This window comes from Vicinamibacteria bacterium (assembly GCA_035620555.1).
Classification (GTDB): Bacteria; Acidobacteriota; Vicinamibacteria; order Marinacidobacterales; family SMYC01; genus DASPGQ01.
This window is the reverse complement of record DASPGQ010000575.1, coordinates 19,291-30,653: the sequence shown is the minus strand read 5'-3', so window position 1 is coordinate 30,653 and position 11,363 is coordinate 19,291. Positions and strand designations below refer to the sequence as shown.

Annotated in this window: 8 protein-coding genes and 1 pseudogene; 1 reads left to right on the top strand and 8 read right to left on the bottom strand. The window is 62.3% G+C overall.

Translation table 11 applies throughout. The features are described from left to right. Positions 1 to 166 precede the first annotated feature (166 nt). The 7 genes from ilvG to VEK15_23325 all read right to left on the bottom strand — a co-directional run bounded on the left by ilvG (position 167) and on the right by VEK15_23325 (position 10,470). Positions 167 to 1,819 (bottom strand): acetolactate synthase 2 catalytic subunit, encoded by a 1,653-nt coding sequence (gene ilvG, locus VEK15_23355; protein HXV63657.1) that lies wholly within the window; start codon positions 1,817 to 1,819, stop codon positions 167 to 169. 222 nt (positions 1,820 to 2,041) lie between these two features. Then, on the bottom strand, positions 2,042 to 3,301 hold the full coding sequence (locus VEK15_23350; GenBank protein ID HXV63656.1) for a hypothetical protein: 1,260 nt from the start codon (positions 3,299 to 3,301) through the stop codon (positions 2,042 to 2,044). A gap of 178 nt (positions 3,302 to 3,479) precedes the next feature. Beyond that, positions 3,480 to 4,505 carry a hypothetical protein gene (locus VEK15_23345; protein ID HXV63655.1) on the bottom strand — a complete coding sequence of 342 codons (1,026 nt, stop codon included), beginning with the start codon at positions 4,503 to 4,505 and terminating at the stop codon, positions 3,480 to 3,482. A 64-nt stretch (positions 4,506 to 4,569) separates the two neighbouring features. Continuing rightward, positions 4,570 to 5,121, bottom strand: coding sequence for a PEGA domain-containing protein (locus VEK15_23340; protein ID HXV63654.1), 552 nt, complete (start codon positions 5,119 to 5,121; stop codon positions 4,570 to 4,572). 533 nt (positions 5,122 to 5,654) lie between these two features. Further along, positions 5,655 to 7,664 (bottom strand): sigma 54-interacting transcriptional regulator, encoded by a 2,010-nt coding sequence (locus tag VEK15_23335; GenBank protein ID HXV63653.1) that lies wholly within the window; start codon positions 7,662 to 7,664, stop codon positions 5,655 to 5,657. 8 nt (positions 7,665 to 7,672) lie between these two features. Further along, positions 7,673 to 8,113 carry a response regulator gene (locus VEK15_23330; protein HXV63652.1) on the bottom strand — a complete coding sequence of 147 codons (441 nt, stop codon included), beginning with the start codon at positions 8,111 to 8,113 and terminating at the stop codon, positions 7,673 to 7,675. 587 nt (positions 8,114 to 8,700) lie between these two features. Further along, positions 8,701 to 10,470 (bottom strand): GAF domain-containing protein, encoded by a 1,770-nt coding sequence (locus VEK15_23325; protein ID HXV63651.1) that lies wholly within the window; start codon positions 10,468 to 10,470, stop codon positions 8,701 to 8,703. Positions 10,471 to 10,751: 281 nt separating this feature from the next. Here VEK15_23325 and VEK15_23320 point away from each other — a divergent pair. Next, positions 10,752 to 10,889: pseudogene (locus tag VEK15_23320) on the top strand (SDR family oxidoreductase). 37 nt (positions 10,890 to 10,926) lie between these two features. Here the strand turns inward: VEK15_23320 and VEK15_23315 are convergent. Further along, on the bottom strand, positions 10,927 to 11,361 hold the full coding sequence (locus VEK15_23315) for a cytochrome c maturation protein CcmE (GenBank protein HXV63650.1): 435 nt from the start codon (positions 11,359 to 11,361) through the stop codon (positions 10,927 to 10,929). Positions 11,362 to 11,363: the final 2 nt, after the last annotated feature.

The window sequence follows — 11,363 nt, the reverse complement described above, 5'->3', positions numbered from 1 at the left end:
TCGGCCGACCGCTCGCTCTCGAGCGTCAGCTTCACAACGAAGTGTCCGCCCTCGCCGTCGAGGGCGGCGTCGACGCCGACGACCTCGAAACCCCGCCGTCCCACGAGGGCGACGACGCGCTCGATCGAGCGCTCGGCGCGTGCGAGACGAAGCGCGATGCGGAACGTCACCGATGCGCTCCCACGAGCATCTCTTCGTTCGCGCAGTTCGGCGGAACGAGCGGCCAGACATTCGCCTCGGGGTCGATCTCGACGTGAAGAAGCGCGGGCCCCTTCGACGAGAATAGACGATCGATGGCACTCTCTTCGTCCCGGCCCGCCTGGACACCGAAAGCCTCGATGCCGAAGGCCTCGGCCACGCGGGCGAAGCAGGGATTGTCGTCGAGCGCGACCTCGCTGAAGCGCCGGTCGAAGAAGAGCTCCTGCCACTGTCGCACGAGCCCGAGACTCTTGTTGTCCATCACGACGATCTTGATGGGAAGCCCGTAGCGTTTGACGGTCGCGAGCTCCTGCAGGTTCATCATGAACGAGCCGTCGCCCGAGACGTTCACCACCGTGGCCTCGGGCCGGCCGAGCTGGGCGCCGATGGCCGCGGGAAGCCCGTAGCCCATCGTCCCCAGCCCGCCGCTCGACAGATGCTGCTCGGGTCGCTCGAAACGGCAGTGCTGTGCCACCCACATCTGGTGCTGGCCGACGTCGCAAGTGATGATGAGGTCATTTGTGGCGTTCTCCGACAGCCGCTTGAGAAAGCGCGGACCGTACACTCCGTCGGTCGGGGCATCGTACGACCATCGATACCGCGCCTTCGCCTCGAGGCATTCCCCTCGATGGGGCGCGATCGCGAGAGGAATCGAAAGCTCTTCGAGAAACGCCCCGATCGGACCCACGAGCCCGACGTCGGGCCGACGCAGCTTCCCCACCTCGGCGGGATCGATGTCGATGTGAATGACCTTGGCGCCAGGAGCGAAGCTCGCGAGCCTTCCCGTGGCCCGGTCGTCGAAACGCGCGCCGATCACGACCAGGAGATCCGATCGCTGGACCGCGAGGTTCGCCGCTTCGCTCCCGTGCATCCCGAGCATGCCCAGCAGGAGCGGGTGGTCGGAGCCGAGCGCACCGATGCCCTTGAGCGTCGTCACCGTGGGAATGCCGGTGACCTCGATGAACCGCCGAAACGCCTCCACCGCCCGTCCGATGCCGATTCCTCCCCCCGCGTAGACGATGGGTCGCTTCGCGCACTCGAGGAGCTCCCGGGCGCAACGAACTGCGCCAGGGTCGGGCGCGGGCGCCGATTCCTCCTCGGGCGGCCCGGGAAACGTCAGCTCACCCTGCTGCGCGGCCACGTCCTTGGGCAAATCGACGAGCACGGGACCGGGGCGTCCCGATCGCGCGATGCGGAAAGCCTCGTGGATGGCTTCGGGCAGGTCGCCGGCACGCCGCACGAGAAAGCTGTGCTTGACGATGGGAAACGTCATTCCGAAGATGTCGACCTCCTGAAACGCATCCGTTCCCAGGAGGCCCGTAGGAACCTGACCGGTGATCGCCACGAGAGGAACGGAGTCCATGAAGGCGTTCGCGATGCCGGTGACGAGGTTCGTGGCACCCGGTCCCGAGGTGGCGAGACAGACCCCGACTCGACCGGTGGCGCGCGCGTAGCCGTCCGCGGCGAGCGCCGCCCCCTGCTCGTGACGCACGAGCACATGCCGGATGCTTCCGCCGTGGAGGGCATCGTACACCGGCATGATGGCGCCGCCGGGATAGCCGAAGACGATGTCCGCGCCCTCTCGGGCCAGCGCTCGAATCAGATACGTCGCTGCGTTCATGCTTTTGCCTCAAATGAAAAAAGGCCCCGCCACCCTCTCGGGTGCGGGGCCTTGTCTCGAGCGTGGTCGAAATCTAAGGGGGGCCGCACCTCCCCTTAATAATGTTGATGGCCTCGATCCACGCGAAAGTCACGAGTTCAGTATACCTCCTGGCTCCCCCGCGTCAACCCGGCGTCGGCCGCAGGCCCCAATGAATGCCGCAGCCCTCGGGGCGAGGGGTGCTCAGTGATTCGCGCCGCTCGGGGCTCCCGCCTGGGCGTAGACGGTCTTCTCCGCCTCTCCGCCGTCTTCGTTTCGCGCTCTGACGATCACGAGATGTCGGCCCGCCTCGCGAACCTGGAAGTAGTAGGTGAACGTCCCATCGGCGCGCACCTGGACTCGCTCGGCTCCCAGTCCAAAGTCGACCGTGACCCGAGCTCCCGGGTCGGTCCGTCCGTGGCCGGTGACGAGGCCGACCGAGGTGACACTGGGCGTGTCGGCGGTCAGCCTCGGCGGCGGCGGCGCCTCGGTCCGTCGCACGGTGAACGTCGCCCGCACGGGAGAGCTGCGCCGATCTTCGGCATCCACGGCGCTGACTTGCCAGTGGTACGTGCCCGGATCGAGCCCGCCCTGCAAGTACGATGTCGAGGAAACCATGGCATCGAATACGGGGTCGACGAATTGCGCCGAACGGTCCAGGAGGATTCGATATCTTCGGGCCTCGGCGACGGGCCGCCACCGGAACTCCACGTTAGCGGGGAATCCAATCGAAGTGAGATGCGCCGGAGACACGATCACCGGCACGCTGGGGAGCTTGAACTCCTCGGGCGTTTTGCCCGGACTGACTAGAATTCCCTGGCCCTCGAGGACTTCGACGTCGGTTCCGTTCGCCGTCACGTCGACCCCGCCGCGGGGCGCCTCGACGCGGGACACGTTGGTCTCCAGGTCATGGCCCACGGTTGCCTCCGCGTTATCGCGCAAGCTCGCCTCGAGAATCGGAGTGCAGACCTGCCGTCGCAACTGCATACCGAGGCTAACGTTCGCGGGTGTGTGAACGTCGATCATCCCCGACGCCACGCAGACTCGAGTTTGCTCCAGCGACGCTCCCGGTCTCGGATGGGCTTCCTCGATCACGAGAATGGACAGGGCCCGCACGGTGTACACGGTCCCATCGAACAAGAGCACTCTCGCCTCCGCGCCGCTCCCGGTACGGATCGTATCGCCGCTTTCGAGAGACGTCTCGGCGCTCGCCGGAGTCCACTCGAAGCGGTCGGCTTTGCGGACGTCCACCGTGCCCTTCCAATTGATGAAGTGCGCCGTCCGATCGACCGGTGCCGGCGACGAGGTCTCCGTGGGAGGCGCCGCCGGTGGCCACTTGGTCATCAGGTAGGCCGCAAGCCCAAGTGCGAGAGCGCCGAGAGCGATAACGGTGCTGCTTCGAACGGTAAACCATTCGATGTGGATGCCCGTATTGATCCGGTACGGGTCGCGCCGCCTGGCCATGGTGTCGCTCTTATTTTTTGGGGGTGTATGAAGTGTAGCACGAGGCGGCTCGATTCGAGGGTGTCTCCGCGGATGCGCAAACGGTTTCGCCGGCTGAGATTTCGTTTCGTTGGTCGAGAATTTCTCGTCGTGCCGGGCTCGGTGATGAAAAAGCTTCTCCTCGATGGGTTGGTGCGCCTTAGAACCGGACCGTCACCATCGGACCCACCGACGCGAAGACGAGTGTGCGGTCGACTTCCTCCCACTGTTCGAACGGGATGGAAAGCTCGAGCGCCGTCGGCGTGTCGTGCCACACGGATGCGAAGCCGAACAGCCCGATCGACAGGTGGCTTCCGATATCGAACGAAAAGGAGATCCGCAAATCGGTCACCGGGATCGAGGCGCGTCGGGACCGCATCGTATCGAAGGTGACGGCTGGAAGAAACGGTAAGTTGATCGTTTGCTCGACGTCCGCCTCGTGACTCAAGTTGCGGAACAGCACCGACTGGGAGACGGAGTAGCCCAATCGGACAAATTCGCCAATGAGCGCGGTACCGCCGACGCCGACGGAAGGCCCTAAGAGCTGGCCATCGATGCGAGCACGGGCTGTCGTTTCAAAACTCAGATTCTCGCCAAACAGATCAAAGAACGGGAATGCACTGCTAACCGACACCTGATCGGTGCGTTCGTTCTCGACTTCGGCGAGGTGCAGTCCCACGCGAACCGATAGTGTCCGAGCGATTCTTCGCGTGACATCGAGCCGGAAACTCCATACCTTCAGGTTGTTCGACGTTTCAAAGCTCGTTTCGTCCGCCTCCTCCCCGTACCAGACGTCGAACAACTGGACCATCTCTCGGCGTCGGCCAAAAAGGGAATTCGTAAACGATCCGCCCACCGCCCCGCCGGTATCGACGCGCCAAAACTCTCCCTCGAAACCCCACGCCACACCGCGGTAGCCCCCGCGCACGTAGGGCATCCACTCCGTGCTCATCCGGGTACCGAGTGGCTCGAACGTGCTGTCGTCGAAGAGCCCCATCGATCCAACCGAAGTCCGATCGCCAACGTGGACGTCGTTTCCGTGCACTGCGGTCCATCCGTACGCGACTTCGAAGAAGGCGCCCGCTTCGCGCTCATCTTCTTCGTCGGTCTGCGAACGCGCGTGCCTCGGGAATAGCAGCGTCGCGCCCGCGAGGAGAGCGAGTGTTGTTCCAACCTGTCGAGTCATGATTTGTCTCCTGGGCCTCAGGTCCCTCGAGCGCGAGCTCGAATGGGAAACTCGCAACGCCCTGCTACCAGCTCCCCTCGATCGCCTTGGCGATGTCCTCGCCGATCTCCTTCATGGCTCCGGAGCTGCTTCCACCAAAGAGACCCATCGACACGGTGTACTGGAGCTCGGGCTCGAGCGGATCTTCGCTCTTCACCAGGAAGTTTCCGATCTCGAGCACTCGATACTCGCTAAGCTTCTTCTGGCTTTTTGCTTTCTCGTAGGGCTTCCTCGTGTCTTTGCCAACGACGCCGGTGTAGTCCCCGTCTTCACGGACGGGCGAGCGGTAGCCGCTCCTGGGAAGCGTCGCGGCGACGACCGCCGTGCTCTGGTTCTCGACGACGATGTCCTCGGCGAAATCGCCGAGCCCATCGTGCTTGATTACGATGCGGTAGGAGCCCGCCGGGACGCCGGCAACGACGGCAGGAGTCGTTCCAGAGAAAAAGCCCTCGATATACACACTCGCGCCCGGAGGAGTGGAGCGAACCTCGATCGCTCCGGTCTCGTCCTCGTCCGGTGCGGCCCGCGCGGGAGAGACAGTCGCGAGGAGGACGACGATCACGGCTCGGAATTTCATTAGCAGCCTCCAATCACTCCGTCGAGAAGTGTCTCTTCATCTATCCATGGCGCTTCGTCTCGAAACGTTTCAGACCAGCTGCACCGGACAACGATCCCCGCGTAGGTCCCGAGGAGTCGCGTGCGAAATCTGGTAGGTGGGGCCGTTTTTGGACTCGGTTACGATGCCACTCCGAGCGATACCCGGGTTCAAGACCCGCGACCACCAGTGCCGATCGCTGGTCGTACCGCATCGACGTCCGAGACTATGTTTACACCGTGGACAGTCTGAAGCCCGAGTCGGTGACGACTCTGGACGTCCCGGCGAACTTCGACGAGACGGTTCACGACCTCTCCGCCAACTTCGGCGTGACCTTCAGCTTCTAACGGATCCCGTGGAACCGAAGGAGCATGTTCTCTGGGATGAGGACACGGCGGCAACAGGGCGAGAGCAATCGGATAGAAGCCGTGCCAGCTCAGAGGCACTCAGCGGGCCTGCCTTGGGCGGGCCCGCTTCACGTTCGCGGATCCGCCAGTCGGGGAGAGGGCCTTCTACTAATCTTTGGGAAACGACGGCGAATTGTCCGCGTAATTCGGCACCGCCTTGCCGGCGGGCCGCTCGATGCCGAGCTTTTTCATGCGCGCCGTGAGCGTCGTGGGTTTGATACCGAGCAGCTTCGCTGCGCCCCTTTCGCCGCTGACTCGCCACCCGGTAACATCGAGGACGGACAGGATGTGTTTCCGTTGCAACGCATCGAGAGTGAGTGGCGGTGCCGGGCCGCTCGAGCTCTCCGGCTTGGACCACCAGTCATCGAGCGCAAGCCGCGATCCTCGCGTGAGAATGGCGGCCCTCTCGATGACGTTCTTGAGCTCCCGGATGTTCCCGGGCCAGCTATAGGCCATCAGCCGGGCCATGGTCCCCTCCGAGATCGTCTCTATCGATTTGCCCAATTTCCTGCCGAAATCACGTGCGAAGAAATGGGCGAGTAGAGGGATATCGGTCTTGCGCTCTCTCAGGGGCGGAAGCTCGATGGGAAACACGGCCAACCGGTAAAAGAGATCGGGCCGAAAACGCTCCTCCTCCATGGCCTTCTCGAGATCGCGGTTGGTGGCTGCGATGACGCGGACCTTGACCTGGATCGTCGTCGAGCCGCCCACACGTTCGAACTCCTCTTCTTGGAGCACGCGTAGCAACTTCGCCTGGAGCTCGAGCGGGAGATCTCCGATTTCGTCGAGGAATATCGTTCCACCATGCGCCAGCTCGAAACGACCGATTTTGCGAGCTACCGCGCCGGTGAAGGCGCCTCTCTCGTGCCCGAAGAGCTCGCTCTCGATCAGCGTCGCCGGAAGCGCCGCGCAGTTCACTTTGACCAGTGGTTTGTCCTTCTTTGGGCTCGCATCGTGTAACGCCCGGGCAACGACCTCCTTGCCCGTTCCGGTCTCTCCGCAGATCAAGACCGTTGCATCCGTCGACGCCACCGTCTCGATGGCCTCGATGACCTTCGTCATGGATGCGCTTTGTCCGACGATCTCTCCGAAATCGTGTTGGGTATGGATCTCCTCTTGAAGGTACGTGTTCTCTTGCTCGAGGCGAGACTTCAACGACGAGATCTCCTCGTACGCCAGGAGGTTCTCTACCGCCAGACCGACCTGTTTGCCGACTTCGGTCAGGAGCTCGGCGTCGTCGCCACGGTAATGGTTTGGAATCGAGCTCCCCACCATGAGAGCTCCAACCGCCTTGCTCTTGACGTTCAGCGGAACGGAAACATAGGCTCGAATGCCCGCTTTCAAGAGCTCGTCTTCGGACGGAGACGAGCGGCTCCCACCCTTCATGAGATCGTGACGAGCGAGCAGTCTCGCCTCCCAGAGCGAACGCTCCCGAGCGCTCTCTTCTCGTGACAGCTCGGTTTCGGACACGGCGGCGTCGTGTTTCTGCACAAAGACCCGGATGACGTCCCGCCGCGGGTCGAGGAGCGTGAGCTCGGCTCGGTCGAACGAGAGGATGCCCGACAGGGCTTCGGTGATCGCGCGAAAGAGCGATTTGCGATCGAGGCTCGCGATGATCGCATTGTTCACTTCGAGCAAGAGCCGATGTCGCTCTTCGGAACGCTTCAAAGCCGCCTCGGCCCGCCGACGCTCGGAACGTTCTTCGGACTCCCGGAGCGCGCGCCGCAACGCTGGAACCAGACGGGAAAGTCGATCCTTGAGCACGTAATCCGTCGCGCCGTTCTTGAGCGTCTCGATGGCTCTCTCCTCCCCGATCGCGCCCGACACGAAAATGAACGGAACCTCGGGTCGGGTTTCACGAGCAATGGACAAGGCGTCCAGGCCATCGAAGCCGGGGAGCGAGAAGTCAGCGAGGATGATGTCGGGGCCGAAACCGGAGAGCTGCCGTTCGAACTCCGGCCTGGTAGCGACCCGTCTGGACAGGAAGTCGATCGCTCCGCGCCGGAGCTCGCGCTCGACGAGCTCGGCGTCAGTCGGAACGTCTTCCAGAATCAGAACGTGGAGCTTCGCCTGCATGGGTTCCGCGCTCGCCGCTGTCGGCTCCTTATTGGGTGCCATTCCGATCGTCATCTCGGCAGTCGATTACAAGTAAGCCAGTACTCGCGAATCATCGAGACGCATCGAACGAACTCTTCGAAATCCACCTCTTTCACTATGTAGCTGTTGACCCCGGCTTCATAGCTGTCCGCGATGTCTCGCTTTTCTTGCGACGAGGTCAGCATCACGACGGGAACCATCTTCGTTTCATCGTTCGCGCGAATCTGACGGAGAATTTCGAGGCCGCTCACCTTCGGGAGCATCAGATCCAATAGCACCAGACGAGGCGCTGCCTCACCGTGACGCCGCGAATAATCGCCTCGGGCGAAGAGAAAGTCCAGTGCTTGTGAGCCGTCCTCGACCGCGACTACCGAGGATGCCTCGCCCCTCTTCAGGGCTCGGAGCGTCAGCTCCCTCTCGTGCGCGCTGTCTTCGACCAACAGAATGTCGACTCGTGAAGGATGTGCCATGTCCGTTCTCGCTGCCGTTCCCCGTTGGTTTTCCCCGACCCCTACTCAGAGCAACGTCCGTGCCATCACAGTCTTTGTGTCGGCTCACCGCGGAAACCCTTGTTGTTCATGGGTTATGCGGTCCGCGGATCCGACCTGGCTGTGAAAATCGAGCCGAAATCTAACAATATTTGGCAAAGATTGCGAAATATTGCGAATTGTCAACACTCTCGAAAATGACGAAAGGCATCGGCTGGCGATTCGGCCACGGACTTTCTTGGGAATCTTCACGACGCGCGCATGCAGCTCGAACCATCGAAGATCCTCCCGCGCAACGCCGCCAAAGGTCTCGATACCGTCAAGCCGCGATCCAAGATTCTCTTCCAGCAGGTTCGCTCCTTCACGCATTCGGCAGCGCTAACCCCTCGACGAAGCAATTCTCGTGCCGCCACTGATGGCGCACTCCGGGAGCTGCGAGAAGGCTGAGATTCTCGACCGCCGGGCGATGGATTTCGGCTCAGGTGGCCAAGTGGATAGGAGAAAGCTCTTTCAACATATCGAGCGGCTAACGAAATATTGGGACCGCTGGTCTGCTAAGACAAACAAAACTACGGAGACTCGTCGCGTCGCCCGTCAGGATTTCTCCTCGCCGGAAGCAGCGTGAACCCAATCGTCGCGCCCTCGTTGGGCTTCCCCTCCGCCCATACGCGTCCCCCGTGTCTCCGGATGATCGATTGAACGATGGCGAGCCCGACGCCCGTTCCTTCGAACTCCTCGGCACGGTGCAGGCGTTGGAAGACACCAAACATCCTTTCCGCGAAGCGCATATCGAATCCAACTCCATTGTCCTTCACATAGTAGGCGTTCTCGCCTCCTTCGCTCTTGTGGCCGACCTCGATGCGCGCCATCTCCCTCGGAGCCGTGAACTTGAGAGCGTTGGAGAGAAGATTAGCAAACACCTGCCGAATCATCCCCCGGTCTCCACGGGCGGATGGAAGGGCGTCGAGTCGCCATTCCACGTTGCGGTCAGGGTGAGGCGACATGACTTCGTCGAACACGCTGCGCGCCAGCTCGCCCATATCGATCTCCGTCAAGCTCATCTCCTGGCGACCTAGCCGAGAAAGGGTCAGAAGATCGTCGATGAGATGCCCCATGTTCCTGGCGCTGTCGGAGATGATGTGGAGAACCCGCATGCCTTCCGGATCCAGCTCACCGCCATGCTCATCCAGCAAGACGTGTGAGAAGCCGACGATTGTCCGCAGGGGGGCCCTGAGATCGTGGGCAACGGAATAGGAGAAAGCCTCGAGCTCTGCCGTGCGTTCGGCGATCCGCTTCTCGAGCTCGGCGGTGTGTCGCTGCACCTGGTCGTTCAAGCGCGCCTGTTGAGTGGCGATGGCCAGGCTGTCGGCGACTTCGCGAACCGCGTCGATTTCCTCTGAGCCGAAGGCATCGACACGCTCCGATCCCACGTTGAGCGTGCCAATCAGTTCACCGCGAGCAACGAGCGGCACATTGATCCACGAGCGGAGGCTTTCGCCCCTCAGTAGATCGAAGACTGGCGTGCTGGGTAGGATCCGTGCGTCTTTGACGACATTGACCTGTCCTTCGCGAAGAGCGTCCAGGCTCCCGAATGGCTCTAGAGAGATTTTGGCTCCGATCCGCATTTTCCCCGGGTCCTCGGCGTGCACGGCCTGCCAGACGGCGTGGCCAGCCTCGAGATCAAAGACCGTAACACTCGCCCTCCGGCACGGAATGAGTTGCCGGATGTGCCGCATCGCGGCTTCTGCAATTTCCGCCGGCGATCGGGCAGCCAGGATACCGCGATCGATTTCTCGCAGCGTTTCGAGCCGTTTCGTGTAACGGTCGACCGCCTCTTCGGCGCGTTGGCGCTCCAGCTCGACCCCGGTTCGAGCGGCAAAGATTCTCAGGATGGACAGGTCTCGACCTTCGGTACGAATTGGATTCTCGTCCAGCACGGCCAGATGGCCCAGCACCTCACCGGTTGAGCCGTGTAAGGGAACGCCCAGATAGCTATCCGTGTTCCAGCTGACGAGGCCTCGATCTTCGGGAAAGCGAGCTCGCACGCCCGTGGGGTAGAAGCAAACATCCCCGTCTATCACCCGCTCACAGGGAGTGCCGGCGACGGCATAGGTGACGTTCTCCATGAAGTCTCGGCCATTCCAGACGGCCAGGGTTCTGACATGAGTCTTTGCAGACGTCGTGCATTCGGCAACGAATGCGTATTTCACTCGCAGCGCCGAAGCAAGATGGCGGGCGAGCGAGCGGAAGAACTCCTCACCCTTGGCCGACGCGGTTCCTTCGGAGATGATCCGGAGGATTTCATCGGCACGAGCGTGCTCGGCCGTCTCGGGGCTCATGTCGTGGCGAAGTCCCGTACCGCAAAAAGTCGAGCCATCGTTACCGAATGGGCTTGCACAGCTTCACGGAGGAGAGCCACCGTGTCCTCCTACTGTAGCAAAAGATGCCTCTTGGGGTTCTGCGGTTACAAAATGCTCGAGATTTTCGTGCTGGGGTGTCAACAACGCGGGAACGTTGCGCCCAAGCCCTTCGTGGACGTCACCGAAGTTGAGCTTCGACGGATGCCTGAACGGGAACCTCCGCGGAACCTACTTGACTACGTAGGCGGCTCGATGCTTTTGGCGGCGTCGCTCTCATGAACCGGGTTGGCGAGGTCCACGAGGTCACCGCGGCCGTGCTGTATCTCGCCGACGCCGGGTTCATCACCGGCCACATCCTCCCCGTCGACGGCGGCTTTGTGGTCGGCCGAGCCGCCTGACGGGACGGATGCTGCGAACCGCCGCGCTCAGCGATGTCTACGGAGGCTCCGTTCGATGCGGAGCCTCCGAGCCATCTTCGAACGCGGCTTCGTATTTCGACGCGCACTTCGCCTGAACGAGCGTCGCCCCGAAGCTTCCATCGGGCAAGAGCTCGCCTTCCGCCACCGCCTGAGCACGGTCGACGAGCGTGTCGGGCAGCGGCCCTCGGCCGACATACCGAACCCGAAGGCTTGCACCCTCGTGGTCGATCTCGAATTCCACGACGCCTTGCTCGAGCCGCTCGATAGAGCCCGGTACCACGTTGCCTGCCACCCTTACACGGCGGCCTTCCGCCATGGCTCCCATCGCCCCGAGCTCAGGCACGGTCAGGTAGTAGGCCCTGGTGTCTTCCATTCCGCGGATGGCGAGAACGAGGACGGCGGCAACAATGACGGAGGTTCCGGCAACAAACTTCAGCTTCTTGGCTTTCATGA

Coding starts and splice junctions, on each gene's coding strand:
- VEK15_23340 (HXV63654.1), bottom strand. CDS start 5,121: ATGAAATTCCGAGCCGTGATCGTCGTCCTCCTCGCGACTGTCTCTCCC.
- VEK15_23315 (HXV63650.1), bottom strand. CDS start 11,361: ATGAAAGCCAAGAAGCTGAAGTTTGTTGCCGGAACCTCCGTCATTGTT.
- VEK15_23350 (HXV63656.1), bottom strand. CDS start 3,301: ATGGCCAGGCGGCGCGACCCGTACCGGATCAATACGGGCATCCACATC.
- VEK15_23325 (HXV63651.1), bottom strand. CDS start 10,470: ATGAGCCCCGAGACGGCCGAGCACGCTCGTGCCGATGAAATCCTCCGG.
- ilvG (HXV63657.1), bottom strand. CDS start 1,819: ATGAACGCAGCGACGTATCTGATTCGAGCGCTGGCCCGAGAGGGCGCG.
- VEK15_23335 (HXV63653.1), bottom strand. CDS start 7,664: ATGGCACCCAATAAGGAGCCGACAGCGGCGAGCGCGGAACCCATGCAG.
- VEK15_23330 (HXV63652.1), bottom strand. CDS start 8,113: ATGGCACATCCTTCACGAGTCGACATTCTGTTGGTCGAAGACAGCGCG.
- VEK15_23345 (HXV63655.1), bottom strand. CDS start 4,505: ATGACTCGACAGGTTGGAACAACACTCGCTCTCCTCGCGGGCGCGACG.